Annotated in this window: 24 protein-coding genes; 10 read left to right on the forward strand and 14 right to left on the reverse strand. The window is 67.1% G+C overall.

Annotation, left to right across the window (positions count from 1 at the left end):
• Positions 1–142 precede the first annotated feature (142 nt).
• The 4 genes from LG3211_RS06460 to LG3211_RS06475 form a co-directional block, all read right to left on the reverse strand.
• Positions 143–1,198: a DNA methyltransferase gene (locus LG3211_RS06460; RefSeq protein ID WP_057942105.1), complete on the reverse strand. Its 1,056-nt coding sequence runs from the start codon at positions 1,196–1,198 to the stop codon at positions 143–145.
• Entirely contained in the window at positions 1,191–2,357 is a 1,167-nt protein-coding gene (locus LG3211_RS06465; protein WP_057942106.1) for a hypothetical protein, read from the reverse strand. The genes LG3211_RS06460 and LG3211_RS06465 overlap by 8 nt, the downstream gene beginning before the upstream one ends.
• A 200-nt stretch (positions 2,358–2,557) precedes the next feature.
• Positions 2,558–3,982: a nicotinate phosphoribosyltransferase gene (locus tag LG3211_RS06470; protein ID WP_057942107.1), complete on the reverse strand. Its 1,425-nt coding sequence runs from the start codon at positions 3,980–3,982 to the stop codon at positions 2,558–2,560.
• 76 nt (positions 3,983–4,058) lie between these two features.
• Positions 4,059–5,114 carry a bifunctional nicotinamide-nucleotide adenylyltransferase/Nudix hydroxylase gene (locus LG3211_RS06475; protein WP_057942108.1) on the reverse strand — a complete coding sequence of 352 codons (1,056 nt, stop codon included), beginning with the start codon at positions 5,112–5,114 and terminating at the stop codon, positions 4,059–4,061.
• Between the two features lie 236 nt (positions 5,115–5,350).
• Here LG3211_RS06475 and LG3211_RS06480 point away from each other — a divergent pair, with 236 nt between their 5' ends.
• Entirely contained in the window at positions 5,351–6,346 is a 996-nt protein-coding gene (locus LG3211_RS06480) for a hypothetical protein (RefSeq protein WP_237049841.1), read from the forward strand.
• A gap of 100 nt (positions 6,347–6,446) precedes the next feature.
• On the opposite strand, the gene LG3211_RS06485 is transcribed toward LG3211_RS06480, so the two are convergent.
• On the reverse strand, positions 6,447–6,671 hold the full coding sequence (locus tag LG3211_RS06485) for an RNA-binding S4 domain-containing protein (RefSeq protein WP_057942110.1): 225 nt from the start codon (positions 6,669–6,671) through the stop codon (positions 6,447–6,449).
• Between the two features lie 166 nt (positions 6,672–6,837).
• Between LG3211_RS06485 and LG3211_RS06490 the strand changes: the two genes are divergently transcribed.
• Together LG3211_RS06490 and LG3211_RS06495 are read left to right on the forward strand one after the other, a co-directional pair.
• Positions 6,838–7,830: a zinc-dependent alcohol dehydrogenase family protein gene (locus tag LG3211_RS06490; protein ID WP_057942111.1), complete on the forward strand. Its 993-nt coding sequence runs from the start codon at positions 6,838–6,840 to the stop codon at positions 7,828–7,830.
• A gap of 126 nt (positions 7,831–7,956) precedes the next feature.
• Entirely contained in the window at positions 7,957–8,346 is a 390-nt protein-coding gene (locus tag LG3211_RS06495; protein WP_057942112.1) for an MAPEG family protein, read from the forward strand.
• A gap of 2 nt (positions 8,347–8,348) precedes the next feature.
• Here the strand turns inward: LG3211_RS06495 and LG3211_RS06500 are convergent, their stop codons facing one another.
• On the reverse strand, positions 8,349–8,672 hold the full coding sequence (locus LG3211_RS06500) for a GIY-YIG nuclease family protein (protein ID WP_057942113.1): 324 nt from the start codon (positions 8,670–8,672) through the stop codon (positions 8,349–8,351).
• A 156-nt stretch (positions 8,673–8,828) separates the two neighbouring features.
• On the opposite strand from LG3211_RS06500, the gene LG3211_RS06505 reads away from it, so the two are divergent.
• The gene (locus LG3211_RS06505) at positions 8,829–9,860 is read left to right on the forward strand and encodes a fatty acid desaturase (protein WP_057942114.1); all 1,032 of its coding nucleotides are present in this window, start codon (positions 8,829–8,831) and stop codon (positions 9,858–9,860) included.
• 280 nt (positions 9,861–10,140) lie between these two features.
• A complete protein-coding gene (locus LG3211_RS06510; RefSeq protein ID WP_057942115.1) occupies positions 10,141–10,455 on the forward strand; it encodes a metalloregulator ArsR/SmtB family transcription factor in 315 nt (104 codons plus the stop codon).
• A gap of 18 nt (positions 10,456–10,473) precedes the next feature.
• Here LG3211_RS06510 and LG3211_RS06515 read toward each other — a convergent pair whose 3' ends face one another.
• The 4 genes from LG3211_RS06515 to LG3211_RS06530 all read right to left on the reverse strand — a co-directional run bounded on the left by LG3211_RS06515 (position 10,474) and on the right by LG3211_RS06530 (position 13,893).
• Positions 10,474–11,523: an SRPBCC family protein gene (locus tag LG3211_RS06515; protein WP_148648775.1), complete on the reverse strand. Its 1,050-nt coding sequence runs from the start codon at positions 11,521–11,523 to the stop codon at positions 10,474–10,476.
• Entirely contained in the window at positions 11,520–12,497 is a 978-nt protein-coding gene (locus tag LG3211_RS06520) for an acyl-CoA desaturase (protein WP_057942117.1), read from the reverse strand. Before LG3211_RS06520 ends, LG3211_RS06515 begins: the two co-directional genes overlap by 4 nt.
• A gap of 241 nt (positions 12,498–12,738) precedes the next feature.
• On the reverse strand, positions 12,739–13,224 hold the full coding sequence (locus tag LG3211_RS06525; protein WP_057942118.1) for a GreA/GreB family elongation factor: 486 nt from the start codon (positions 13,222–13,224) through the stop codon (positions 12,739–12,741).
• Between the two features lie 99 nt (positions 13,225–13,323).
• Positions 13,324–13,893 carry a hypothetical protein gene (locus tag LG3211_RS06530; RefSeq protein WP_057942119.1) on the reverse strand — a complete coding sequence of 190 codons (570 nt, stop codon included), beginning with the start codon at positions 13,891–13,893 and terminating at the stop codon, positions 13,324–13,326.
• A 197-nt stretch (positions 13,894–14,090) separates the two neighbouring features.
• On the opposite strand from LG3211_RS06530, the gene dbpA reads away from it, so the two are divergent.
• Positions 14,091–15,491, forward strand: coding sequence for an ATP-dependent RNA helicase DbpA (dbpA, locus tag LG3211_RS06535; RefSeq protein ID WP_057942120.1), 1,401 nt, complete (start codon positions 14,091–14,093; stop codon positions 15,489–15,491).
• Between the two features lie 75 nt (positions 15,492–15,566).
• On the opposite strand, the gene LG3211_RS26285 is transcribed toward dbpA, so the two are convergent.
• A complete protein-coding gene (locus tag LG3211_RS26285) occupies positions 15,567–15,719 on the reverse strand; it encodes a hypothetical protein (RefSeq protein WP_187313144.1) in 153 nt (50 codons plus the stop codon).
• Positions 15,720–15,734: 15 nt separating this feature from the next.
• Here LG3211_RS26285 and LG3211_RS06540 point away from each other — a divergent pair, with 15 nt between their 5' ends.
• Positions 15,735–16,646, forward strand: a complete 912-nt coding sequence (locus tag LG3211_RS06540) for an SGNH/GDSL hydrolase family protein (protein WP_148648776.1) — start codon at positions 15,735–15,737, stop codon at positions 16,644–16,646.
• A gap of 174 nt (positions 16,647–16,820) precedes the next feature.
• Here LG3211_RS06540 and LG3211_RS06545 read toward each other — a convergent pair whose 3' ends face one another.
• Together LG3211_RS06545 and LG3211_RS06550 are read right to left on the reverse strand one after the other, a co-directional pair.
• Positions 16,821–17,216, reverse strand: a complete 396-nt coding sequence (locus tag LG3211_RS06545) for a DoxX family protein (protein ID WP_057942122.1) — start codon at positions 17,214–17,216, stop codon at positions 16,821–16,823.
• A gap of 156 nt (positions 17,217–17,372) precedes the next feature.
• On the reverse strand, positions 17,373–18,572 hold the full coding sequence (locus LG3211_RS06550; protein WP_057942123.1) for a glycoside hydrolase family 64 protein: 1,200 nt from the start codon (positions 18,570–18,572) through the stop codon (positions 17,373–17,375).
• Between the two features lie 551 nt (positions 18,573–19,123).
• Between LG3211_RS06550 and LG3211_RS06555 the strand changes: the two genes are divergently transcribed.
• From LG3211_RS06555 to LG3211_RS06565, 3 genes are all read left to right on the forward strand, one after another.
• Positions 19,124–20,545 (forward strand): M1 family metallopeptidase, encoded by a 1,422-nt coding sequence (locus LG3211_RS06555; protein WP_187313145.1) that lies wholly within the window; start codon positions 19,124–19,126, stop codon positions 20,543–20,545.
• 392 nt (positions 20,546–20,937) lie between these two features.
• Positions 20,938–23,388, forward strand: a complete 2,451-nt coding sequence (locus LG3211_RS06560; RefSeq protein WP_057942124.1) for a TonB-dependent receptor plug domain-containing protein — start codon at positions 20,938–20,940, stop codon at positions 23,386–23,388.
• Between the two features lie 28 nt (positions 23,389–23,416).
• On the forward strand, positions 23,417–23,794 hold the full coding sequence (locus LG3211_RS06565) for a TfoX/Sxy family protein (RefSeq protein ID WP_057942125.1): 378 nt from the start codon (positions 23,417–23,419) through the stop codon (positions 23,792–23,794).
• Positions 23,795–24,451: 657 nt separating this feature from the next.
• On the opposite strand, the gene LG3211_RS06570 is transcribed toward LG3211_RS06565, so the two are convergent.
• The gene (locus LG3211_RS06570; protein WP_057942126.1) at positions 24,452–25,336 is read right to left on the reverse strand and encodes a LysR substrate-binding domain-containing protein; all 885 of its coding nucleotides are present in this window, start codon (positions 25,334–25,336) and stop codon (positions 24,452–24,454) included.
• Positions 25,337–25,614 lie beyond the last annotated feature (278 nt).

Raw genomic sequence — 25,614 nt, forward strand, 5'->3', positions numbered from 1 at the left:
CGCGAATGCTCTTGCTTGGATTCCTGTGACTGCCCGCACCCTCACCCCAACCCCTCTCCCGCGAGCGGGAGAGGGGTTTAGTCGGCGTTTCTGCGATCGAATAGTTTGTAGCGGCTAAAGCAGCGACCGGCGCGCTTGTGAGTCAAGCGTGCGCGTCCAAACACAAATCCAGCCGCACCAAGCGGCCGAGCCGGTCGCGGCGCTGCGCACGCAGATACCAATGCGCGCGCAGACGTTCCAGCGGCAGCGGCGGCAGCACCGCCTCGCCCCATAGCGTGAGTTCGTAATTGCGCGCGTGCAGCCAGTGCAGCAGCGCATCGAAACGGCCCTGATCGTCGGGCAGCAGCAGATCGGCATCGCCGGGCGGGCGCGGCGCGGTGTCGTCGTCGCGCGACAACCAGGACGCGAAGCTGCCGAACACTTCGAAGGCGAAGCCGGCCTCGGCCATCGCCCGCAGTTCGGCGCGGGTGCTGGCGATGCACGGGGTTTCGCGGGTCTTCTGAAAGATCAGCGCGTACTCGTGACTGCGGTTGCTGCGCGTGGCGCCGGCCGGTAGCGCTTGCTTGTCGCGCTGATAACACAGCAGGCGCTCCTCGCGCGCCACGAACAAGCCGCGCAGCACGCCGGCCAGATCCCAGGCCAGCGGCAGCATCCGGTCCTGGATCGTCAGGTTCTCGACCATGGCGATGCAGAAACCGCCCTCGGGAAGGGCGCGGCGCACGGTGTGGAAGATGTCGCGCAGGCGGTGCAGATAGGCGGCGTAGTCGTTTTCCAGATAAAGCTGGCCTTCGTCCGGGCCGGCTTCATCGCTTGGCCAGCGACAGCCGAAGTAGGGCACGTTGGTCAGGCACAGATCGATCGCGCGCGGGATCGCGGTCTGCGGCAGGCTGCCGACCGCGATCGGCGCGTCCACGCCGTGGCGGCGCAGGCGTTCGCGCGCGAGTTCGGCGCGGGCGGCGTCGATCTCGATTCCGCAGCCGCTGCGACCTTCCAGCGCGGCGGCGAGCAAGGTGGTGCCGAAGCCGCAGAACGGATCGAACACGCATTGGCCGGGCTGGCTGAAATGGCGTACGAACGGACGCATCTGCGCGACCCAGCCGCAATCGCGGCCGCCGAAGCGGTCGCGCGCGCGCAGGTCGGCCGGCAGGTCGTGTTCCGGCGGATCGGGCTGCAACAGCAGCCAGCTGCGGCTATCCATGCGCGCGCTCCGCGTCCGCCGATGATGCAGCAGCGGATTCCAGCGGCCACAGCACGTCGCGATCGGGTTGCCAGCCCGCGCACAGCCGGCCGTCGGCATGGAACACCAGCTTGTAGATGTCGCCGCTGGCGTGGCGGCGATGCATGGCGCTGTAGTCGGAGGATTCGAACACCACCTCCAGGCCGCTGATTTCATCGCGCAGGCGCAGGTTCCAGAAGTAATAGCCTTCGGTGATCTGCAGCGGCGTCATTCGCGACCACCACGGCGCGGCCATGCAGTCGCCGAGCACCTGCTCGATCGCCACTCGTTCGCTTTCGACATAGCGGCGCGTGCCGTTTTCGCGGTAGCCATCGCCCAGGCGCGAGAACTCGCGGAAGATCGCCGTGCCGGCGCCGCAACGCCGCGCCCAATCCAGATAGGCGGCGACGCCGTGCGCATCGTCCACGCCGCCGCGTTGCAGGATGCAGACCTGGCGCAGCGGAATTTCCTGCGCGATCGAGCGCGCGACCGTCTCGAACGCCGCGTTGCCGGCGATGGGCTCGCCGTCGCGGAAACGCATGATGCGTTGGTTGCGCGGCGCGTCGGGATGATGGCGCGACAGTTCGACCCAGGACAGGCCGAAGCGGGTCAGCGCCGCGATCAGCTCCGCGCCGCGGCCGCGGGCGAAGCCGGCGCCGTTGCTGTAGAGCACGCGGTCCTGGGCGACGATGCCGCCCTGTTCGGCCTGCTGCAGGGTACTCAGCAGTCGCAGGAACCAGTCTTCGTCGTCGCTGGATTCCAGGCCCGACAGCGACCACGACAGCGGCAGGCCGCGCAGTTGCGCCAGCGCTTGGGTCAGCGTCGCGAAATACTCCGGTCCGGGCCGCAGGGTTTGCGCCATCGTGCCGCGTTCGACCGGCTGCAGGGTTTCCGAGCAGAAGCGGCAGCGCGCCGAACATGGGCGTACCGAGGCGTAAGGGGTGAAGGTGATCGGTTGGGCGAATCGATAGCGCCGGCCGCCGAGGCTGTGCGCATGCCAACGGGTGGCGTCGTGTTCGACTGGGGCGCGGCGGGCGAGCTGCGGCGTGCTGGCGCGCAGGCGTTCGAACAGGGAGGAGGCTGCGCTGAGGGGCAGGGTCGCCGGGTCTGCGGCGGCGAGCCCTTCGATGGGGGCTTGCATGGTGGGGTTCCGGTTTGTTGTGCGGTGAAGCGTTCGCGCCTTCGGCGCTCATGCCCTCACCCTAGCCCTCTCCCGCAAGCGGGAGAGGGGACGGTTCTGTGGCTATTCGATGGCTTCGACCTGAGCCCCTCTCCCGCTTGCCACCCAAGGTGACTTCCTTCGGGGCGCGGGAGAGGGGTTGGGGTGAGGGCCGTCAGCGCTCAAAGCCGCGTAGCGTTAGCCAACTCGCGCACCTGCGCGAACGTCCAGTCGTTGACGATCCTGCCGTCCTCCCACACCGTCACCATCGCATCGTCGAAGCCCAGCGGCTTCACCGCTTCTTCCAGCGACGCCGCTTCCGGCGGCACCGGCACGGTCTTGAAGTGGCCGTATTCGCGATGGCGCAGCAGTGTCATGCGGCCGCGCTTGCTCGACTTGCCCTTGTCGGTGACCGGGTCCTTGTAGACGTCGATCCACTCGCCGTTGACCCGCGCCGCGGAACACTTCAGCGCGAACTTCTGCGTATCGCGATCCAACCGCTGCAACAGCGCGCCGCCCATGCCGAAGGCGAGGTTGTCGGTGGCGTAGCCGTAGCTGGTGATGCGTTCCAGGATCGCGCGGATGCTGGTCGGGTTGATGCCGTCGCCCTGGATCACCCGCACGTGGTTGAGCACCTTGTAGCCCTTGCTGTTGACGGTATGGCCGAAGGCTTCGTCTAGCATGGTCACGCACTGGTGCACGACATCGACCGGATCGCCGGAGTCCGGACGCACCACCAGGGTCGCGCCCGAAGCGATGACCTCATCGCGCAATGTCTTGCCCCAATGCTCGCGGATCGCATGGAAGATGTCGTAGCTGTCGGAGACCACCGCGACGATCGCGCCGGGCTTGCCGAACTGGGTCAGCATGTTGCGGTACGCGTCCACCTCGTGTTCGCGTCCCCAACTGGTGATGGTGCTGTGCTCGGCGGCCGGAATGGAGAAGCCGGCCATCGGTTCGTGATAATAGCGGCGCGCCAGCAACAGGCCCGACACCGTGTCGGTGCCGAGGAAATTCACCAGATGCGCGGCGCCGCCGAACGCCGCCGACTCGGTGCTGGATACGCCGCGCGCGCCGAAGTCATGCAGCTTGAACGGCAGCTGGCCTTCCGGATCGTCGCTGGTGCGTTCCAGGAACTGGCGGATGGTCTGCTTGGCATGCCAACTGATCGTCGCCACCGTCACCGGATACCACAGGCGCAGCAGCAGCGTTTCCAGGTACGACGGCACCCAGTAGGCGTTCGGGTCGGTGGATTCGATCGTCACCAGGGCCTGATGCGTCGGCACCACCGTGCCTTCGGGCACGGCGCGGATACGGATCGGCATCAGTCCGCCGTGATGATCGACGATGTAGCGCCAGCCGGTCTCGTTGAACGGTTCGCCGTGCGCGGCGAACAGGTCGCGCGCCTCAATGATGTCGGCGTGGGTGATCGGCTTGGCCAGATACTCTTTCAAGATCGCCTGCAGGCCGAAGAACACGGTGCGATCGTGCACGCCGCCGCGCGATTCGACGTAGAAGAACGTCGCATCGGTGCCGGGCGGGTATTGCAGCCAGTGGCTGGCCTTATAGCTGTCGGTGTTGAGCAGCAGGTTGTCGAGGCATTGCATGACGGAAGCTCCTTCGCGTCTGGGAGTAGCCGGCGGTCTGTCCACCGGCGCGTGTGGCCGGGCGGTCCCTGTGGACTTAACCGCGGCCGAGAAAGAATTCGAGGATGTGCAGGTGGTCTTCGAACAATTGCGGGCTCATCTCCAGCGCTTCGCTGACCGGAATCCAGCGCGCCTTGTCTGCATCGTCGCCGCCGCGCACGGCGGGCAGTTCGCCGGCCGGGAATTCGAAGTGGAAGGCGTGGGTGATGGTGCGGCCGCGCGCGCTGCGTTCGGGATGGTCGAACACGTGCTCGCCCTTGATCGAACCCTTGAGCACCGGCAGCGGCAGCTTGAGCCGGGTTTCCTCGCGCAGCTCGCGCAAGCAGGCGTCGAGCACGGTCTCGTCCTGGCCGACGAAGCCGCCCGGCAGGGCCCACAGGCCCTTGCCCGGTTCGGCGCGACGGCGCACCAGCAGCACGTGGCCGGAATGCACGATCACCGCATCGGTGGTGACGAAGGTCGGCGCATACGGCGCATCGGCCCAGGCGGCGCGGTACTGCTCGATGAACCGGTACTCGGCGACCAGCTGGGTGAACGCCGGAGAGCTCTTGCGGAAGGCTTCGAGCATGTCGAACACCGGGCCGGGCACGTTGGCGCGGATCAGCATCAGGCCGCCGTGGCTGTCGATCTGGTTGGCTTCGAACAGATAGCGGCGCAGCTCGGTCGCCGACAGCGTGGCGGTGTGGCTGACATCGACCAGCGGCCACTGCGGGAATTCGCGCAGGTAGTAGCTGGAGGCGTCCTTGTCCATGCCGATCAGGCCGATGCGCGCGTCGGCATCGCCGCCGTCGGCGCGTACGGCCTCGGCGACGGTGCGCTGCACGTTGGCGATCCACAGGCTCTCGTTATAGAGGTGATCGCGCAGCGGGCGCACGATCAGCCGGCCGTCGGCGTCGTTGAGCGCGGCCTGGATCATCACCGCGCGCTCGGCGACGGTGAAGGGGTTCTTGATGGTGCGGGGGGTGTCGGCGGAACCGACCAGGAAGATGACTTTGGCGGCCTTGGCCAGGCCATGGCGGGCGACGGCGGCGTGACCGTTGTGGAAAGGCTCGAAACGGCCGATGAAAACCAGGTAATCGTATTCGTGTGCCATGAGAATCCCTCACGGAGTTGATGTCGCCATCGGTCTGTCCGTTGGCGTATGGGAAATGCTACGCCGATGGTTTGTGTCGTCAAGTGCTGGTTGTCGTCGCGTTTGCGGGGTCGGCTTGGGGGAGGAACGAGTTCAGAGGAGTGAGGAGTGAGTAAAGGCAGGCTCACCCCACTCACTCCTCACTCCTCTGAACTCGTTCCTGCGCATACTGTCCGCGACACAGGGGGAGGATGCGAATGGCGATGATCGTTCCGGAGTTCTGGGCGGAGGGGCGGGTCAGCGAGCAGTTCGGGCGGGGGCATGTCTCCGGGCGGTATTCGCTTACGGTGCGTCGCTTCGGTTGGTCCGATTCCAGTCTCGCCGAAGCGCAGGCGATGGCCGATGCGCGCGCCCGCGCCGCGTTCGACGGCATCCTGGCCGGCGAATCGCTGGCCAAGCGCGATCCGCGGGTGCCTTACGACGCCGAAGGCCTGCCGATTCGCGAGCCCATCGTCGAGCGCGACGGCGATGTGGTCATCACCCGCAACAGTTACGGCGCACGTTGCTTGAATTCGCCGAACGTATTGTTCGCCGACATCGATTTCGCGCCGCCGCCGTCAGGCTGGCGCGCCGCTTACTTCTGGATATCGCTGGCGGTCGGCGCGGCGACCGGATTCTGGATCAAGCCGTGGATCGGCGTACTGTCGCTGCTCGCACTGCTGTGGCTGTTCGCGTTGATCGCCCGCGCCGCCGCGGCGCGGCGCCATCGCACCGAAGGCGGCGGCCTGGAAGCACGCGCGATGGCGCCGGTGCGGGCCTTCGTCGCGGCGAATCCGGACTGGCATCTGCGGGTCTATCGCACGCCCAACGGTTTTCGCCTGTTGGCCATGCATCGCGTGTTCGATCCGCTGGACCGGAGCGTGCCGGATTTCTTCCAGGCCATCGGCGCCGATTCGTACTACGCCTTGCTCTGCCAGCGCCAGCATTGCTTCCGCGCGCGGGTCAGTCCGAAACCCTGGCGCATCGGCATGCGCGAACGCATGCCGCCGCGCACCGGCCTGTGGCCGATCGCGCCCGAGCGCATGCCCGAGCGCGAGCGCTGGGTCGCCGAGTACGAGCGCAAGTCCGATGCCTACGCCTCGTGCCGCTTCGTTGAAGCCTTGGGCAGTCGCGATTACGTGTCGGAAACGCGAGGGGTGCAGCGGATGCACGATGCGATGTGCCGAGCCGACCGCGACCTGCCGTTGGCGTGAAGCTGTCGCCGTTCTCAGCGCCCGCGGCCTGATTGGCCTTGTCCAGGCGTGAGCGAGTCGCCCGAAGAACGGCGGCGCGGCGATGGCCGCGCGAATCGGCTCAGCCGGAGACGACCTGAATCGTCGAGCCCTCGCACTCCACCGTCTGCCCCGCGCGGATCTTGCAGGTCTTGCGCAGCTCGACCTGGCCGTCCACCCGCACCACGCCGCTGGCGACCATGGCCTTGCCGGCACCGCCGCTGTCGCACAGGCCGACCAGCTTGAGCAGTTGATTGAGTTCGACGTGGTCGTGGCTGGGGTCGAGTTCGAAACGGATCGGTTGCATGAGGCCGGCAGCTCGTAAGGCAGGGCAGGGTCGCAGCGCTGAGACTTGGACGCAAGACGTTTGCACTGGCGCGGGCGTACTCTCGGGTATGTACGCGGGGCGGGCGGGTCGGTCGCGATCGGTCCGCCCCGCCGATTCGACTCCACTACCCCAGATGAGGACGGCGATGAAGAAGGCCCAGTACGAGCAGCGCGGTCCGGTGCCGCAGGACGTGATCCAGGCGGTGGAGTTCCAGACGCCGCCGCTGGCCGCCGGGCAGGTGCTGATCGAAGTCCTCGCTTCGCCGATCAATCCCTCCGACGTGCTGACCCTGACCGGCGAGTACGGCCTGCTGCCGCCGCTGCCCGCGGTCGGCGGCAACGAGGGCGTGGGCCGGATCGCCGAGGTCGGGCCGGAGGTGACGAATCTGAAACCCGGCCAGACCGTGCTGCTGCCGATCCAGGGCGGCGCCTGGGCCACGCACATGGTCGCCCCGGCCAAGCATCTGATCGCGCTGCCCGACGACGCCGATCCCAAGCAGCTGGCGATGATCACGATCAATCCCCCGACCGCGCTGCTGATGCTCAGCGACATCGTCGAGCTGCAGCCGGGCGACTGGGTGATCCAGAACGCGGCCAATTCGGCGGTCGGCACCTACCTGATCCAGCTGGCCAAGCTGCGCGGGCTGCGCACGATCAATGTGGTGCGGCGCGAATCGGCGGTGGAGGCGGTGCGCGCAGCCGGCGCGGACGTGGTCCTGGTCGATGGCGAGGACCTGGGCAAGCGCGCCCGCGGGGCGGCGAACAAGGCGCCGATCAAGCTCGGCATCGACGCGGTCGGCGGGCTGGCGACCCAGCACATCGCGCAATCGCTGGCCGAGGGCGGGGTGGTGGTCAACTACGGCGCGATGAGCGGCGAGGCCTGTCAGATTTCGCCGGCCTCGTTCGTGTTTCGCGATGTCAGCCTGCGCGGGTTCTGGCTGTCGCGCTGGTTCCAGACCGCGACCCCGGCGCGGCGCGCGGAAGTGTTCGGCGAGGTCACCAAGCTGATCGCCACCGGCAAGTTGCAGGCGCGGGTGCAGGCGACCTACGGCCTGGACCAGATCAAGGAAGCGGTGACCGCCGCCGCGGCCGGCGAGCGCGACGGCAAGATCCTGGTCCTGCCGAACGGGCCGGTGTGAGGGCAGAACCTTTGTAGGAGGGCTTCAGCCCCGGTGCTCTTCGCTCCGATCGCACCGCCATGCGGTGTGAGCCGACGGCAAAGCATCGACATTGAAAGCCTTCGCAAGAGGAGGATCGCCAGGCCCATGAACACCGAACTGCAAATGCTGGCTTGGTCGATCGCCCTGGGCATCGTCCAACTGCTGACCGCCGCCGCCTTCATGACCGCCCAGCGCGGCATGCACTGGAATGCCGGCGCCCGCGACGGCACGCCCGAACCCTTGACCGGCATGGCCGCGCGCCTGGACCGGGCCTGGCGCAACTTCATGGAGACCTTCCCGTTCTTTGCCGCCGCGGTGTTGGCGGTGACCCTGAGCGGTCGCGGCAACGACGCCACCGCGCTCGGCGCGCAGGTGTATTTCTGGGCGCGGCTGGCCTATGTGCCGGTGTACGCCGCGGGAATTCCTTATTTGCGCACCGCGATCTGGGCCGCGGCGCTGTGGGGCGTGCTGCAAATGTTGTGGGCGTTGCTTTAGGTTCACACGGACGCGGTGTCCGCCTGAACCGGTTCGCCTGGTGCGTCCGCGCTCGCCTCGGCGGCCGCCGCGACGACGGCCGCGTCGGCGCACAAGGCCCGTTTGGCCGACGCCGTCAGTTGTTTGATCGCATACTCGGCGCGCAGGGCCGAAGACCGGTCGGGGTGGGGGAATCGGGCAAGAAGCTGTGCTGGCGGGTGTGAGCGCGTGTAACGCGCGCCCTTGCCGGCGACGTGTTCGGCGTAACGGCGCTCCACATCGACGGCAATGCCGGTGTAGAGACTGCCGTCGCGGCATTCGATGACATAGACGAACCAGGGCGACATGGCACTAGCCTAGCGGCTGAACGCCTTGGGCGCAGCGTGGTCCAAGAGGTAGCGTTTGTTGCGAATCCCGCCGTTCATCACAACCATACGCACACGAACGTCATTGCCTAGTCTTGTCGGGCTCACCACAATGAGCCTCCTTCCAGGAGTTGCCGCTTGAACGCCGACGCCGAATCGCAAACCTCCGTTGCCAACCTGCGTCAGCTTTGCGCGCGTTTCGCCAAGCCTCAACTCGGACGGGCCGTCTGGCAGCTCATCAACACGCTGGTTCCCTTCGCCGCGATGTGGGCGCTGATGGCCTGGAGCGTGATCGGCCACTGGGGCTACGGCTGGACCTTGCTGATGGCGCTGCCGACCGCCGGCCTGTACGTGCGCACCTTCATCATCCAGCACGACTGCGGGCACGGCTCGTTCTTCGCCAGCAGCCGCGCCAACGACATGGTCGGGCGCTGCCTGGGCCTGGTGACCTTGTTCCCGTATGGCTACTGGAAGAAGACCCACGCCATCCACCACGGCACCTCGGGCAACCTCGACCGCCGCGAGATGGGCGACATCGAGACCCTGACCGTCGCCGAATACCGCGCGCGCTCCTGGCTCGGCCGCCTGAGCTATCGCCTGTACCGCAGCATCCCGGTGCTGCTGGGCGTCGGCCCGGTGTACCAGTTCGTGATCAAGCATCGTTTCCCGTTCGACCTGCCCTTCACCTGGAAGCGCGAGTGGGCGAGCGTGCTGTTCAACAACCTCGCGCTGGCGGTGACCATCCTGGCGATGGGCTTCGCCATCGGCTGGCACACGGTGTTCATGGTGCATCTGCCGATCGTGCTGTTCGCCGGCGCCGCCGGCGTATGGCTGTTCTACGTGCAGCACACCTTCGAAGACGCCTACTGGACCCGCAAGGGCGAGTGGGACTCGCACGAGGCGGCGATCGCGGGCAGCTCCTACTACGACCTGCCGGGCATCGTGCATTGGTTCACCGGCAACATCGGCTACCACCACATCCACCATCTGGCCAGCCGCATTCCCAACTACCGTCTGCGCGAGGCCTTCGAATCCAGCCCGCTGCTGCAGGCCGCGCCGCGGCTGACCATGTGGTCCAGCCTCAAGTGCGCGCGCATGAAGCTGTGGGATGAGGAATTGCAGCGGATGGTGGGCTTCCCAAAAAAGCAGCCCAAGTGCGCCAGCGCTTGACCCAATCCCCCTCTCCCGCTGGCGGGGTGAGCGGACGCGGCTTGCGAGCCATCGGCTCGCGCGTCCGCGAACGCCCAAACGCTATGCGTTTGGGCCGGGAGGGCGAGGTACTCCGAGCCATTGACGGCCTTGCAGTCGCCTGAATGTCGCCGGCTCGCTACCCTAATTGCGTCCGGCCGTCACCCATCCCGCACGACAATTAGCATTTTAGTTAAATAAGCATCACTATACCCGCACCCGCGCCGATCCCCGGCGCCCAGCCCGACCGCGGCGGTGCCCCATGATGCAGGACAAGATCTTCGAAGCCCTGGCTTCCTCGCCGCGACGGCAGATCCTGGCCTTCCTGTCCGAACGCGAGCTCAGCGCCGGCGACATCGCCGCGCGCTTCGAGATGAGCGCGCCGGCGATCTCGCGCCACCTGTCGGTATTGGTCAACGCCGGCCTGATCAGCAGCGAGCGCCGCGGCCAGTTCGTGGTCTACAAGCTGGTGCCGGACAACCTGGTCAACACCCTGAGCCAGTTCGCCTTCGAGATCTGCCCGGTCGGCGGCCCGCTCAAGCGCGAAAGCCGGCGCGCCAAGAAGGCGGCCGGCTGATTCGCTCGCCGCGCGCGCTCAGACGGCCGATGCCGGCGCCTCGGCGCGATGGCGATAGAACTCCAGGATCACTTCGCTGAAATTGCCGATCAGCCAATCCGCCAGCGGCACCGTGTACCAGTTGAAGCCGGTGCTGACCCGATAGTCCATGCGGATGCTCAACTCGGTGGCGTCGCCGCGCGGCGTCAGGGTGTAGCGCGTGTCGAGCAGATCGAAGTAGTCGCCGCCGATGCGGACATGATCGTCGAGCGCGCCGGCCGGCACCGAGTCTTCTTCGAACTTGTATTGCCAGTGCACGTAGCGCTGCGGGCTCCAGTCGGCCGACATCTGCCGGAAGTGGATGCCCTTGCCCATGCGCACCTCGCGGACCAGGCCGGTCGGGGTCTGATGGGTGAGTCCAGCCAGCGGCGTGGGCACGCCGATGCGGTACATCCAGGCGCGATCGACTTCGTCCGCGCGGATGTGGTCGGCGTCGAGCAGATTGCGCCAGACCTGGGCCGGAGTGGCCTGGATCAGCACGCGACGCTCGACGTGTTCGTAGCGCCGCGGCTGCTCGCCGCCGACGCCCAGCATCGCCAGCACCACCGGCAAGGCCACGAAGCTGTAGGCGGTGGGCGCTTTGGGCCCGCGAAACGTGCGATAGAGCGCGCCCATGATCACCCCGCCGACCGCGCCCATGACCGCGAACAGCGGCAGAATCAGAATCACGCAGATCCAGCCTTCCCACAGCAGCGCCATGCTGCCGAGCACGCACAGCGATACGCTCAGCATCGGCATGAAGAAGTGGTACCTCGCCGTGCGCGGCCGGATTTCCTCCGCCAGATAGACGGTGAATGCGCCGATTGCGAACGGAGCCAGCAGGATGAAGATCCAGACCATGGCCGCGAAATCGCTGCCGGGGTTGCCGTTGAAGATCCCGCGCAGGATCAGGCCGATCAAGGCGCCGCCCACGATCGGCCAGCCGGCCATGAAGGCTTTTTCCATCCGGCTGGAGCGTTCGCGCGGCGGCTTGGGTTTCGCCGAGGGAAGCGGCGGCGGAGTCGGGGGGCTGTCAGGAATTTTGCTCATGGCGCGGCCAGCGTAGCGTTTGCGTGCGCATGCCGCGCTGGCGATTGCGGCTCCAGGCGATGCAGTTCCTCGCGCGGCGGCAGATCTTCCGGCAAGCGCAGATCGCGCACCAGTCCGACTCGCGCGCAAGCGCGCAGAAACCACCAGCCCGGATCCCATTCGCCCGCATACAGGCCGAGCCTGGACGAACCGGGAAACGCGTGATGGTTGTTATGCCAGCACTCGCCCATGGTCAGCAGCGACATGAAGCGCACGTTGCGGCCCTGCACCGCGGCGCCGCGCACCTCGTGATGCATGCCGCCGTGGTTGTGGGCGAAGTAGCCGACCAGCCAATGCCCGAACACGCCCGCGGTCACCCGTGCGCACACGCCCCAGAACACCCAGCCCCAGCCGCCGATGGCGAAGAACGCCAGCGCCCACGGCAGGTGCTGCAGCATCCAGGTGCGTTGCAGGAAGCGATAGAAACGGTCGTCGGCGATGCGCGCTTCGATGCGGATCTGCGGCGGATCGAGCAGATGCAGTTGGCAGTGCAACTGCCACCATGCGTCGATCGCGAACGGCTGGCGATGGCTGAGGTAGTCGTGGCAGGCGGGCAGGCGCTGGGCGTAGTCGCGCAGATCGTGGGTGCGCACCAGCCCGATCGGCCCGGCCAGGCCGACCTGCACGCCGCAATACACCAGCAGGTATTCCAGCCATTTCGGGCAGGCGAAGCTGTCGTGGATCAGCTTGCGGTGCATGCCGACCGAATGGCCGAGCAGCAGCACCAGCGCGGTGGAGACCACGAACAGCGCGAACGCCGCCCAGGTGAAGCTCAGCGCGCCGCCGACGACCGCGCCGAGCGCCATGCCGCTGAACCACAGCGAGCGCACCGGTTCCCAGGCGACCAGGCCGTGGCTGACGCTGCGCAGCGAGGCCGCCTGATCGGCCAGGGACTGGACGCGATGCGACTTCAGGCTTTCGGGTAATGCGTTCATGACCTCTCCCTGGTGGCTGGCCCGCAGGCGGCTGATCGTCGCCGATCTGTATGTATTCAGCAATTAACTAATTTGCTAAATAATTCGGCCGACGACGCCCGCGCGTCAAGCCTGGGCCGACGAGCGGTCGGCATCGAGGCATGACGCGGATTCGTTGAGATGGAGATTGCGATGCGGACGCGCTCGGCGCGCCAGCCATTTGCGCGCGCGGCCCACGGACCGCAGCGGCGCGGTCGCGCGATCAGCCGTACTCGATCGCCAGCACTTCCACATTCAAATCGCCGGCCGGCCGTTTCCACAGCGCGCTGTCGCCCACGCGCGCGCCGTGCAGCGCGCGCGCCAGCGGCGAGACCCAGCTGATCAGACCGTGCTCGGGATCGGCCTCATCCTCGCCGACCACGCGGTAGCGATATTCGTGGCCGTCGTCATCGACCAGCTCGACTCGCGCGCCGAAGGCGACGCGGTCGGCCGGCTGGCGCTCGGGCGCGATGGTGATCGCGCCGAGGATGCGCGCCTGCAACCAGCGCATCTCGCGTTCGATATGGGCACGTTCGAGTCTGGCGTCGGCATCCAGCGCGCCGACGCGGCGGGCCGCGTCGTCCAGGCGCGAACGCAGCAGCGCCATACCGCGCGGCGTCACGTAGTTGGGGTGCTCGCTGATCGGCAACTCCGGCAGATCGCCGGCGTTCTCGTCGCCGTCGCCTTCCTTGACGAAAGCGCGGCTCACGGATGGGCAGTGTGATCGGGCATCGAACCAATGTAGGACAAATCGCGTTGCCGGCGAGTGAGCGCAGCGGCGCCGCACTGTGCGCAACTTGGCCGCAACTCATTCGACGAAGTCGTACAGCCGGTAGATCCACGACAACTGATACAGCAGGCTGGCGACGACGAAGCCCTTGTGGAAGCGCTCCGAGCGGGTGCGCATGGCGATCAGGCACAGCGCCACGTAGGCCAGATTGCGCAGCGGATATTCCAGGCCGAAGGCTTCGAAGTAGCGCCTGCCCTTGATCAGGGTATCGCCGAAGTCGATCACGTAGGACAGGGCCATGATCCCGAAGAACCAGCCGCGTCGCGACAGGAAGTAATCGCGCCAGCCCTCGTAGTCGCCGATGTCGTCCGGGAACAGCAAGGTGCACAGCAGGAACAGCACCACCACGTACAGGATCAAAAAGGCGAAGGAGACGAAGCTCCATTGGCTCAAATGCACCAGACGGAACTCCCACCACCAGAAGTGCGCGAGCAAGGTGAACATCGACAGCGCCCAGCCGATATGCACCCAGTACACGCGCTCGCGGCCGGGGTGCTGGACGAAGCGGGCCAGGCCCTTGAGCAAGGTGGTGATGGCCAGGCCCAGCACGATGCCGAGCAGGACGCGGATATGCAGGAACTGCTCCATGACGGTCTCCCTGCGGATGCGGTAAGGCGGCTTGGCGACGGTACCGCGACAGCATAGGGCGAGTGCGGGGCGCGGTGCTCGCGGGCGATGATTTCGGCGGGAGTCGGGGCAAAGCGAATGGTCGCGGGGGCCGGGCAGCCGCGGCAGCGGGCCGGGGCTTGCCGTGTGCCCGCGCCCCGAAGCTGCGATCATGGCGCATGAATCTGCCCACGCCCCCGGCCGACACCGCCGCTTTTGACACCCTTTCCCTGAGTCCCGCCCTGCTGCAGGGCGTGGCCGCGCTCGGCTACACCGTCATGACCCCGGTGCAGGCGCGCGCGCTGCCGGCGATCCTGGACGGCCGCGACCTGATCGCGCAGGCGCCGACCGGCAGCGGCAAGACCGCCGCCTTCGGCCTGGGCCTGCTGCAGGCGCTGGACCCGACCGCGATCCGCACCCAGGCCCTGGTGCTGTGCCCGACCCGAGAACTCGCCGATCAGGTCGGCAACCAACTGCGCAAGCTGGCCTTCGCGATCCCGAACCTGAAAGTCTCCGTGCTGTGCGGCGGCATGGCCCTGGGGCCGCAGCTGGCGTCGCTGGAACACGCGCCGCACGTGGTGGTCGGCACGCCGGGCCGCCTGCAGGAACTGCTGCGCAAGAAAGCGCTGAAGCTCGACGGCGTGCGCACGCTGGTGTTCGACGAGGCCGACCGCATGCTCGACATGGGCTTCGAAGAACCCATGCGCGAGATCGTCGCCAAGACGCCGAAGAACCGCCAGAGCCTGCTGTTCTCGGCGACCTTCCCCGACGCGATCCGCGAACTGGCCCGCGCCGCGATGCGCGAACCGGTCGAGGTCACGGTCGAAGGCCAGAGCAGCGCGCCGCGGATCGAGCAGTATTTCTACGAAGTCGATCCAGCCAAGAAGACCCCGCTGCTGGGCGCGTTGCTGCTCGAATACCGGCCCGATTCGTGCGTGGTGTTCTGCAACATGCGCAAGGACACGGAGGAAGTGGTCGGCTCGCTCAGCCACTACGGCTTCACCGCGCTGGCCCTGCACGGCGAAATGGAACAGCGCGATCGCGACGAAGTGCTGGTGCGTTTCTCCAACCGCAGCTGCAACGTGCTGGTCGCCAGCGACGTGGCCGCGCGCGGGCTCGACGTGGAAGATCTCGGCGCGGTGGTCAATTACGACTTGCCGACCGACCCGGACGTCTACGTGCACCGCATCGGCCGCACCGGTCGCGCCGGTCGCGGCGGCGTCGCGCTGAGCCTGTGCGGCCCGCGCGAAACCGGCCGCGCCCAGCAGATCGAACAGATGCAGGGCGCGCCCTTGCAATGGCGCCGCGCCGAACCGCTGAGCGGCAAGGCCAGGAACGCCCCGGCCGCGCCGATGGCGACCTTGCGCATCGACGCGGGCAAGACCGACAAGCTGCGTCCGGGCGACATCCTCGGCGCGTTGACCGGCGACGCCGGCCTGAAGGCCGACGCGGTCGGCAAGATCAACGTCTACGCCACGCGTTCCTACGTCGCCGTCGCGACGTCCCAGGCCGCGGCGGCGCTGGCGCGTTTGCGCGAGGGCAAGATCAAGGGACGCAAGTTCCGGGTCAATCGGATCTGAATCACGCCTCGCGCTTGCGAGGCGTTCGATGCGCCCGGTGTGGTTGTCGCGCGCATCGCATAAGCATCGCGTACATCAAAAGAACTCAAGCGTTGCGTAGCGACGCTTAGCAGCGTCCGCGTCGCGCTTGACGGCGGTTACGCGCATCCAGAATATCCGCCGACGATCTTCGCGGCGGGCGCCGCCGCGCACGCATCGTGCGACGGCGATGCGGATCATCGCCGCCATCACCGGGGCCGTGAGATGCGCAGAGCGATACGTTTGAAGGAATGGGGCATCGGGATCGATGTGCAGCGCACGCCCGATGCTGGCGCGATCGAACGATCGGATCCGACGCTCGGCGCCGACACCGTGCGTTTCCGCACCGATGCCGACGGCTTCATCGCCAGCGGTTTCGCGCATGCGCCCGGCGATGACGACATCATCGTGCTGGGCGACAGCGTCGTGGAATGCATGTTCCTGCATGAAGGCCGCCGTCTGAGCGATCGCTGCGAACTCGCGCTGCGCCGGCGCGGCATCGCCGCCCGGGTCCGCAACGGCGGCGCCTCGGGGACGACCAGCCTGCATCTGCTGAACATGATCCTGGCCAAGATCGTGCCGCTGCGGCCACGTGCGCTGGTCATGCTCAGTGGCGTGATCGACATCGACGTGTCGTTGAAGTCCGGCGGATTCTGGTCGCGCGATGCTTATCTGAACCCGCTGAAGTGCGAACCCGAGCCGCCGCCGGGCGCGGTCGAGCCCTTGGTCGCGATGGATTTGTCCGACCGCACGCGCATGCTGGAGTTGATCGGCGAGACCTGCGATCGCTTCGGCCTGCCGCTGGCGTTCGCGACGTTCGCGCACCGCGGCCGCGATGACTACGCGATCGCGCGCGGCGCCTGGTTCGAGGAATTGTCGGCCAAGCGCCGCGCGGTCAACGCCAACACCCGTAGCTACTGCGCAGCCGCCGGTCGGGCATGCATCGATCTTGAAAACCAATTCGCCGGGCGCGCCGATCTGTTCTACGACCAGTTTCATCTGAATCACGAAGGCGCGCGCGTGATCGGCGAGGCGCTGGCCGAGCGGCTGGCCGGGTTGTTCTTCGCATCGGTTCCGGGGCGATTGAATCCGCGCGACGGCTCGGCGCCCGCATCGCCGGCCGCGATTCGATCGTGAGCGAACGCAACGTTCGAGCCGCCGCGACCCTGCGAGGTCTCTTGCAGGAGGGGCTTCAGCCCCGATGCTTTTCGATCAGATCCAGATAAATTTCGCCGCGACCGGAGCCAAGAGAGTTGGGGCTCAAGGCTCCTCCCACAAAAATCTCGTCGCGGTTTCGCGCCAGCGACGCGATCACTTGCCGTTGAGGCTGTACCGCCCCGGCCCCAGCAGCGCGATGGCGACCGCGGTGCCCAGGAACATCGCCTGCAGCTCGATCGCCCAGCCGCCTTCCTTGTTGAGCTCGCCCAACTGGCCCAGATGCACCAGCGCCAGCGCCACCAGCATGTTGCCGGCGATCAGCACCGCGCCGACGCGCGCATGCCAGCCCAAAATCAGCAGCAGCGGCGCCAGCACTTCGCCGATCAGCACGCCGTAACCGAGAAATCCCGGCAGCCCGTGCGCCTCGACCAAGCCGACGATGGCCTCGGTGCCGCCGCGCAACTTGGACACGCCGTGCAGCAGGATCAGCGCGCCCAAGGTCAGGCGCAGCAGCAGCTTGCCAAGGTCCTGGTATCGGTCGGCGTTCATGGCGGTTCCTGCGAAAACGGGCGAGGCCTGCAGGATAAATCCTCGCCGCGAACACGCCCCGTGAAGCCGCCGCCGCCGGTCGGCGCACAGCCCGCGCCCGCCGGATCGGCGAGCCGGCGGACGCGGCGGGCGCGTCAGGCGCCCGCCGCGCGAACCTCAGCGCAGAGCGCGCAAGGTCACCGTCAAGGTATCCGGATCGCCCGAACGCGCCGCGCCGCTGAAATCCTGGCCGCCGCTCGGCGCCACATCGTCGTAGGGGAAGGCGTAGCCGCGATTGTCCGGCAGGCGCTCGTGCACCAGCCGCGCGTAGTGGTTGGTCTGGGCGTTGCGATAGAACCGGCTGGCGACTTCGCCCTGCGGCTGGTTGGCGTTGTCGAGCAGGGTGGTGCGGTTCAAGGCCGCGGCCAGGCGCGGGATGATCGCCTTGCGCACCTCGCTGGCGCCGGCCAGGCTGAAGGGGCCGCTGTCGCAGCTGAGCACGTCGGCGGTGCTGGGGCGGGCGAAGGTCTCGCCGTTGTTGAAGCGCAGCAGGCCGTCGCCGCCGACGCGCGCGGTCAATACGCCGAAGCCGGACTGGGTATCCACGGTCAAGGTGTTGGAGGCGTACTTGCTCCAGACCGAGTTGATGTAGCCGCTGAGATAATTCTGGAAGCGGGCGGCCTGATAGTGCGCGCTCATCGCGCGCAGGTTGCGGCCGTCGCTGCCGCGCTGGATCAGCGAATCCCAGGCCGAACCTTCCTGCGAGGCTTGTTGCTGCAGCGAATAGCAGATCGGATCCAGCGACCCGGCCGGCAGGCCTGGAACGGTTTCGCTGCGGCCCGACAGCGAGCGCAGCGACAGGCTCAACGGTGCGGCGACGAAATCGACATAGCTGATGTTGGAGAACAGCTCGAACTCGTTGAAGGTGAATTCGGCGAAGGTCCAGTTCTTCTGGAAATTGGTGTCGCTGGTGTTGAGGAAGCTGGGATGCACCACGGCCGGGCCGGGATTGACGTAGAAATTGAGCTTGCTGCCGGTGACGAGGTAAATGCGTGCGCCGTACATGCGCGGCACCGACACCCGCGTGGTCGAGCCCTGCCCGCCAAGCGGAATCGCGCAGTCCTGGCCCAATGGCGTCACCGGCGAAGACGGCGAGGGCGGGAAATAACTGCCGCCGTCGGCGCGCACGAAGAACGGCCGGTCGTTGGACAAACCGACCACGTAGGCATACGCGGTGTTCTGCCCCGAGGCGTTGACCAGGGCGAGATTGAAGCGCGCCGGCGTGGCCGCGAAGGCTTGGCGCGATATCAGCGGACTGGCGACGCCGGCGGCGAGTGCGGCCGCGGAGGCGCCGAGAAACTTACGGCGAGTGACCATCGTTGAGCTCCTGAGCTGGGCAAGCGATGGCGATCCGTCAGGGCTTCAGACTGTGAGGGTCTGGCGGCTTCGTGCCGCGACAGGGCCTTGCAGAAGGCAACTGGCTTGCAGGGAAGGGCGTGAGCGCCCGCGTCGCGGTCGTTCGCGCGCCTGCGCCCACGGCCCGCACCTTGTCCTATGTATGACAGCGCTGTCAGTGACCGGGGGCGCAGAACCGGCAGCGCCCGCGATGCTGCACTGCGGCGCGAAAAGCGCCTGAATACGGCTTCGCGCGCGATCGCCCGCGCGCGGGGAGGGCCCGAACCCGCGCGCGGCCGCGGCGGAGCTTTACCCGATCTGCCGGTTCGCGCGCGTCAGCCCCAACCTAGTACGAATGGCTGACAACGCGCGGGTTTCGGCCTGACGGCCTGATCGGCGATCATCTGCGCATGGCCGGTCCGCTCGCGCGGATCACGCGCAGGCCGCGCACGCTTCGCCGATTCCGACGGCCGCGGCGGCAGGTATCAAAACAGGAGCGCGTCGCGCGGCGCGTGGGGCAGGACGAATCACCGATGCATCAGCCGTTGAACCAATCCGGAGTTTCTTCGTTGCGCCGCCGCATCGCCACCGCGGCGCTGGCGCTCGCGTGCTGCTGCGCGGCCGGTTCCGCGCTGGCGCAGGGCGCCGCGCGCGCCGGCGCCAATCTCGATGTGCTGCATTACACCGCGCGCATCGAACCTGATATCGGCGCCAAAAGTCTGCGCGGGCAGGTGTCGATCCGTCTGGCCCTGCGCAGCGACGGCGCGCAGCAGTTGGAGTTCGACGCCGGCGATCTGGACATCGAGCGGGTCGGCGAACGCGGGCAGGCGCTGAACTTCGAGAAAGTCGAGCAACGTCTGCGCGTGCGATTGCCCAAGCCCGGCGCGGCCGGCGAGCGCCACGAGATCGACATCGCCTACCGAGGCACGCCGCGCCACGGCCTGGAATTCCATCCCGAGCGCGGCGAGGTCTACACGATCTTCTCCACCAGCCAATGGCTGGTGTGCATCGACGCGCCGTCCGAGCGCGCGAGCCTGGACCTGACCTTGACCGTGCCCAGCGGCCTGAAAGCGGTCGGCAACGGCCGGCTGGTGGCCAAGTCGGCGCTGGGCGGCCGCCGCGATTCGTATCGCTGGCGCCAGGACATGGCGATGCCGAGTTACGTCTACGGCTTCGCCGCCGGACGCTACGCCGAGGCCGGCGCCACCGGCGAAAACGGCGCCCTGCGTTTTCTCTCCGCCGATCTGCAGGCCGCGCAATTGCGCCGCGTGTTCGCCGACAGCGCCGACATGATGCGTTTCTTCGGCCGCCGCGCCGGCATCCGTTATCGCGGCGACTACACCCAGGCGCTGGTGGCGAAGACCGTCGGCCAGGAGCTGGACGGCTTCTCGCTGATGTCGGAAGCCTACGGCCGCGAAGTGCTGGAAAAGCCCGAGAACGAATCGCTGATCGCGCACGAGTTGGCGCACCAGTGGTGGGGCAACATGGTCACCAGCCGCGACTGGGGCCATTTCTGGCTCAACGAAGGCTTCGCCAATTTCATGGCGGCGGCGTACATGCAGCATCGCTTCGGCGATGCGGCGTATCGCGAACGGGTGGACGCGTGGAAGCGGCGCGTGGACAAGCTGCGCGAAAGCGGCAAGGACCATGCGCTGGTTTATGCGAGCTGGAACAAGCCCAGCGCCGACGATCGCGCCGTGGTTTACCAGAAAGGCGCCTACGTGCTGCACATGCTGCGCGAGGAACTGGGCGAGCGCGCGTTCTGGCGCGGCATTCGCGCTTACACCCGGGCTTATTACGGCCACTCGGTGGTGACCGCGGATTTCCGCGCGGCCATGGAGCGCGCGAGCGGGCGCGATCTGGGTGGGTTCTTCGCGCGCTGGGTGGAGTCGGCGGAGAACGTGCCGCTTAAGGCTGAGGCGACGCCGGTGAAGGCGGATGTTCCGGCGAAGTAGATCGGCGTCGGTAGCCGTCCAAGCCTCACGCATCTATTCCCGATGCCCGTCGAAAACGCCAGGCGCCTCGACCTTCTGAAGCCCGACGCTTCCCCCCTTTGAAAAAGGGGGCCGGGGGGGATTTGCTCTTCGCCCGCATCCGCCATCGCAAAGCCAAAGCAAATCCCCCGCGCTGCGGTGTTCGCTCCGGAACCATCTTGCGCCGGGCGCCCGCCCCCTTTTTCAAAGGGGGCAACGGTTCGCGCCGCTCTGCTGGCCATGCCGTCCGCAGCCCCAGGACCGCAACCACCCGCACGCTTCCTTTCACAGTTCCGGTCCGGCCACTGTGCACGAACGGGTGTCTTGGCTTTAGGCTAGGGGGATCGCCCCGCCAGACCAGCAAGGATTCCGCTATGACCCAGCCCCGTCTCGCCCCCCGTGCCCGCCTGCATCGCGCCGGCTTGTTCCGCGCGGTCCATTGCGCGTTATGGCTCGGAGGCAGCCTGTTCGCCGGCAGCGCACTGGCCCAGGACGCCGCCCAGGACGCGGCGCCCGCGCCGGCCAGCGAGGCGCGCACGCTCGAGACGGTGTCGGTGCTGGGTTCGCGCCGCAGCCAACGTTCGTCGGACACCACCTCGATCTCGCCGGTCGATGTGCTGCCGATGGCCAAGACCGTGGAAGAGGGCGCGCAGTTCGACCTCGCCCAGTCGCTGCAGTACACCGCGCCCGCGTTCAACTCCACCCGCCAGAGCGGCGCCGACGGCGCCGACCTGGTCGATTCGGCCGCGCTTCGCGGCCTGGGCTCGGACCAGACCCTGGTGCTGGTCAACGGCAAGCGCCACCACACCACCGCGCTGTTGAATCTGTTCGGCGCGCGCAACCGCGGCAACACCGGCACCGACCTCAACACCATTCCGCTGATGGCGATCGACAGCGTCGAGATCCTGCGCGACGGCGCCGCCGCGCAGTACGGCTCCGACGCCATCGCCGGGGTCATGAACATCTCGCTGAAGAAGCGCAAGGGCTGCGAAGCGGTCGCCGGCTACGGCCAGTACTCCAAGGGCGACGGCGAAAACTGGCTGGCCACCGCCTACTGCGGCTTCGGCCTGGGCAGCGACGGCAGCCTGGGCATCACCGGCGAATGGCAGGACCGCGGCCGCTCCGACCGCTCCGAGCCGGCCGGCAGCCCGCGCATCATCGGCGATTCCAAGATCCGCAACGAAACCTTGTTCCTCAACGGCGACAAGCCGCTGGCCGAGAACGTGGACCTGTACTTCACCCTCGGCGTGCAGCGCCGCGACGCGTCCTCGGCCGCGTTCGCGCGCGACGGCCTGGGCTCGGAAGACATCCCCTCGCGCAATTCGGCGGCGATGTATCCGGACGGCTTCGTGCCCTTCATCGACGGCGACATCGACGATCGCTTCGGCATCCTCGGCCTGCGCTGGGCGATGGGCGAGTGGAACGCCGATCTGTCCTACACCTACGGCTACAACAAGCTGCGCTACACCATCAACAACACCCTCAACGCCTCCATCGCCAACCTTGACCTGATCAACGGCGGCAAGGGCGTGAGCGCGCGCAGCTTCGATGCCGGCGGTTTCTCGTTCGAACAGAACACGATCAACTTCGACGTCAACCGTTTCTACGACCAGGTCTTCAAGGGCCTCAACGTCGCCTTCGGTCTGGAACGGCGCGATGAGGAGTACAAGATCTTCGCCGGCGAGCCGGGTTCCTACATCGACGCCGACGGCGTCGGCGAAGGCGGCAACGCCGGCAGCCAGGGCTTCCCGGGCTTCCAGCCGGCCGATGCCGGCGCCCACAGCCGCGACAGCTGGTCGGCCTACGCGGACGTTGAAGCCGACTTCACCGAACGCTTCACCGCCGGCGTGGCGCTGCGCTACGAGGACTACAGCGATTTCGGCAAGACCACCACCGGCAAGCTCGCCGCCGGTTTCCGCGCCACCGACACGCTGATGTTCCGCGCCTCGGCCAGCACCGGTTTCCGCGCGCCGTCGCTGCAGCAGAAGTATTTCTCCTCGACCATCACCGACTTCGTCAACGGCGAACCGGTGGACGTGGTGATCGCGCCCAACGGCGGCACCATCGCCAACGCCGCCGGCCTGCCGCTGCTGACCAAGGAGAAGTCGCGCAACTACACCCTCGGCCTGACCTGGTCGCCGACCGCCGACACCTCGCTGACCCTGGACGCGTATCGCATCGACATCGACGACCGCATCGTGCTCAGCGGCCGCTTCGACACCACCGATCCGACCATCGGCACCATCCTGGATTCGCTCGGCGTCGGCCAGGCGCAGTTCTTCGTCAACTCGGTCGATACCCGCACCGAAGGCGTGGACTTCACCTTCAACAACGAGCGCGAACTGGGCAACGACTTCAAGCTCGGCACCTTCTTCGCCTTGAACCTCAACCGCACCAAGGTCAACGCCATCCACGCGCCGCCGGCGCTGGTCGGCCGCGAAGACGTGCTGTTGTCCGAGCGCGAGCGCTTGTTCATCGAACAGGGCGCGCCCAAGTCCAAGGCCGTGCTCGGCTTCGACCTGTCGCGCGGCGCCTGGGACGGCAACCTCAAGCTGATCTACTTCGGACCGCAGACCCTGGGCACGTTCTCGGGCACCGCCGGCGGCGTGCCGAACGCGCGCTACAAGGCCAAGAGCTCGGTCGATTTGAGCGTGACCTACGCCTTCAGCGACAACACCAAGCTCACCGTCGGCGGCGCCAACCTGCTCAACGTCAAGCCGACCCGGCAGAACCCGGACGAAACCGACAACGGCCACATCTTCGACAGCGTGCAGTTCGGCTTGAACGGCGCTTCCTACTTCGTGCGCTTGTGGCATAAGTTCTGATCGCGGCGATGGCGATAAGATCGCGGCCATGAGCAACGACCTGATCGCCCATCTGCAGGATCTGGCCTCGGACTTCGGCGCGCTGAGCGCGCGCCGGATGTTCGGCGGCCACGGCATCTACCACGACGGCGTGATGATCGGATTGGTGTCGGGCGAGGTGCTGTATCTGAAGACCGATGCGGACACGCAGGAACGGTTCCGCGTGGCCGGCAGCGGGCCTTTCATGTACACGCGTCGCGGCGAGACGGTGCCGACCAGCTATTGGTCGGTGCCGGAGGCGGCGATGGATTCGCCGCAGGATATGAGGCCATGGTTGAGGTTGGCGTTCGAGGCGGCGTTGCGTAAGGCGAATGCGGCGCCGGTCAAGCGGCCTCGGTCGTCAAAACGGCCGGGTGCGAAGAAGTAGGCAAGGTCGAATTGCTCACTCAGCACGACCCGAAGCCGAAGTCCCTCCAGACCCTGAAACCTTCTCCAACCGCCTCCCCCCTTTGAAAAAGGGGGGGGCAGGGGGGATTTGCTTTTGCTTCAGTACGACGCACAGCGAAGAGCAAATCCCCCGCGCTGCGGTTTAGCCGGAAACCGATTCTCGCCGGGCGCTCGCCCCCTTTTTCAAAGGGGGCAATATTGGCGCGCGGGTCTCAGGCTTCGAAGCCGAAGTCTCTCCAGACCCCAACGCCATCCTCCAACCGCCTCCCCCCTTTGAAAAAGGGGGGCAGGGGGGATTTGCTTTTGCTTCAGTACGACGCACAGCGAAGAGCAAATCCCCCGCGCTGCGGTTTAGCCGGAAACCGATTCTCGCCGGGCGCTCGCCCCCTTTTTCAAAGGGGGCAATATTGGCGCGCGGGTCTCAGGCTTCGAAGCCGAAGTCTCTCCAGACCCCAACGCCATCCTCCAACCGCCTCCCCCCTTTGAAAAAGGGGGCAGGGGGGATTTGCTTTTGCTTCAGTACGACGCACAGCGAAGAGCAAATCCCCCGCGCTGCGGTTTAGCCGGAAATCGATTCTCGCCGCGCGCTCGCCCCCTTTTTCAAAAGGGGGCAGAATTGCCGTGCGGGCTTCAGGCCTCAGTGCTTCTCCACCGCCAACAACCAATCCAGGAACGTCTGCGCCGTCGCCCGCAAACGCCGGTGCGACGGGTAGATCGCGTAATACCCCCAGCGCGCCGGCATCGCCGGCCCCGGCAAGCGGATCAACTGCCCCGAGCGCAGATACGGCCCGACGATCTGCTCGCGCGCCAGCGCCACGCCGATGCCTTGCGCCGCCGCCATCATCGCGTCGGTGGTGTTGCTGAAGATGTAGCGCTCTTCCAGCTTGCGTCCGTGCACGTCGGCGGCACGGAACCAGTCGTGCCAACCCTGCCGGGCCTGATCGGCGATCAGAGGCATCTCGGCGATCTGCGCGGGCTCGGTGATCTGCTCGACGCCGGGCAGATTGGGCGAGGCCACCGGGAACAAGGCATCGTCCATCAGATGGTGCGCGGTCAATCCCGGCCAATGGCCGGCGCCGTGGCGGATGCCGATGTCGGGGCCGCTGTCGTCGAAACGGGTCAGCGCGATCTCGGTATCGACGCTGAGCTGGATTTGCGGGTGCGCGCGGGTGAACTGGTTCAGGCGCGGCAGCAGCCAGATGTAGGCCAGCGAGTGCAAGGTGGTGATGCGCACGCGGTCGCGCTCTTCGCGCGCCAGACGCAGGCTGCGCAGCACGCCGTCCATGTCGGCCAGGGCGGTGCCGGCGGCGTCGGCGAGCTGGCGGCCCTGGTCGGTCAACGCCACCCCGCGCGCATGGCGCTGGAACAGGCTCAGGCCGAGCCGGCTTTCGAGCTTGCGCACGTGATGGCTGATCGCGCTGGCGGTCAGATGCAGCTCTTCGGCGGCATGGGCGAAATTCTGGTGGCGCGCGGCGGCTTCGAACGCCGCCAGGGCCGGTAACCAGTCTGCTCTGAGGGCCATGTCGAGCCTTAAATTAAATTTGTGTCTGGGTTCGAAAGTATGCGCTTGTCTGGGTTTGGCGGCCAGTCAGAATAGCGGGGAGAGGAAAGCCAGATTGTCGCCACGGGTCGTATCGCTGGCGTTCGCAGTTGCTCGCAATGGTGTGGAAACGGCCTGTGGCCGACCCGCGGCGAGGCGATGCAACCACCACGCCCGGCAGGCACGAACCGATCGCGACAGGCGGCTTTACCGGCCCAGCCCGATGGATGAAATCCGCAACCGGACCCGCCGGTTCGCGC

Origin of the sequence: Lysobacter gummosus (assembly GCF_001442805.1) — a bacterium.
Taxonomy (GTDB): Bacteria; Pseudomonadota; Gammaproteobacteria; order Xanthomonadales; family Xanthomonadaceae; genus Lysobacter; species Lysobacter gummosus.

What these genes read in the sequence shown, in the direction of transcription:
- LG3211_RS06475 (WP_057942108.1), bottom strand. Translation starts at nt 5,114, where the DNA reads ATGGCACACGAATACGATTACCTGGTTTTCATCGGCCGTTTCGAGCCT.
- LG3211_RS06540 (WP_148648776.1), top strand. Translation starts at nt 15,735, where the DNA reads ATGCGCAGAGCGATACGTTTGAAGGAATGGGGCATCGGGATCGATGTG.
- LG3211_RS06550 (WP_057942123.1), bottom strand. Translation starts at nt 18,572, where the DNA reads ATGGTCACTCGCCGTAAGTTTCTCGGCGCCTCCGCGGCCGCACTCGCC.
- LG3211_RS06490 (WP_057942111.1), top strand. Translation starts at nt 6,838, where the DNA reads ATGAAGAAGGCCCAGTACGAGCAGCGCGGTCCGGTGCCGCAGGACGTG.
- LG3211_RS06545 (WP_057942122.1), bottom strand. Translation starts at nt 17,216, where the DNA reads ATGAACGCCGACCGATACCAGGACCTTGGCAAGCTGCTGCTGCGCCTG.
- LG3211_RS26285 (WP_187313144.1), bottom strand. Translation starts at nt 15,719, where the DNA reads ATGGCGGCGATGATCCGCATCGCCGTCGCACGATGCGTGCGCGGCGGC.
- LG3211_RS06485 (WP_057942110.1), bottom strand. Translation starts at nt 6,671, where the DNA reads ATGCAACCGATCCGTTTCGAACTCGACCCCAGCCACGACCACGTCGAA.
- LG3211_RS06565 (WP_057942125.1), top strand. Translation starts at nt 23,417, where the DNA reads ATGAGCAACGACCTGATCGCCCATCTGCAGGATCTGGCCTCGGACTTC.
- LG3211_RS06500 (WP_057942113.1), bottom strand. Translation starts at nt 8,672, where the DNA reads ATGTCGCCCTGGTTCGTCTATGTCATCGAATGCCGCGACGGCAGTCTC.
- LG3211_RS06465 (WP_057942106.1), bottom strand. Translation starts at nt 2,357, where the DNA reads ATGCAAGCCCCCATCGAAGGGCTCGCCGCCGCAGACCCGGCGACCCTG.
- LG3211_RS06570 (WP_057942126.1), bottom strand. Translation starts at nt 25,336, where the DNA reads ATGGCCCTCAGAGCAGACTGGTTACCGGCCCTGGCGGCGTTCGAAGCC.
- LG3211_RS06470 (WP_057942107.1), bottom strand. Translation starts at nt 3,982, where the DNA reads ATGCAATGCCTCGACAACCTGCTGCTCAACACCGACAGCTATAAGGCC.
- LG3211_RS06520 (WP_057942117.1), bottom strand. Translation starts at nt 12,497, where the DNA reads ATGAACGCATTACCCGAAAGCCTGAAGTCGCATCGCGTCCAGTCCCTG.
- LG3211_RS06515 (WP_148648775.1), bottom strand. Translation starts at nt 11,523, where the DNA reads ATGAGCAAAATTCCTGACAGCCCCCCGACTCCGCCGCCGCTTCCCTCG.
- LG3211_RS06510 (WP_057942115.1), top strand. Translation starts at nt 10,141, where the DNA reads ATGATGCAGGACAAGATCTTCGAAGCCCTGGCTTCCTCGCCGCGACGG.
- LG3211_RS06530 (WP_057942119.1), bottom strand. Translation starts at nt 13,893, where the DNA reads ATGGAGCAGTTCCTGCATATCCGCGTCCTGCTCGGCATCGTGCTGGGC.
- LG3211_RS06495 (WP_057942112.1), top strand. Translation starts at nt 7,957, where the DNA reads ATGAACACCGAACTGCAAATGCTGGCTTGGTCGATCGCCCTGGGCATC.
- LG3211_RS06460 (WP_057942105.1), bottom strand. Translation starts at nt 1,198, where the DNA reads ATGGATAGCCGCAGCTGGCTGCTGTTGCAGCCCGATCCGCCGGAACAC.
- LG3211_RS06555 (WP_187313145.1), top strand. Translation starts at nt 19,124, where the DNA reads ATGCATCAGCCGTTGAACCAATCCGGAGTTTCTTCGTTGCGCCGCCGC.
- dbpA (WP_057942120.1), top strand. Translation starts at nt 14,091, where the DNA reads ATGAATCTGCCCACGCCCCCGGCCGACACCGCCGCTTTTGACACCCTT.
- LG3211_RS06480 (WP_237049841.1), top strand. Translation starts at nt 5,351, where the DNA reads ATGGCGATGATCGTTCCGGAGTTCTGGGCGGAGGGGCGGGTCAGCGAG.
- LG3211_RS06560 (WP_057942124.1), top strand. Translation starts at nt 20,938, where the DNA reads ATGACCCAGCCCCGTCTCGCCCCCCGTGCCCGCCTGCATCGCGCCGGC.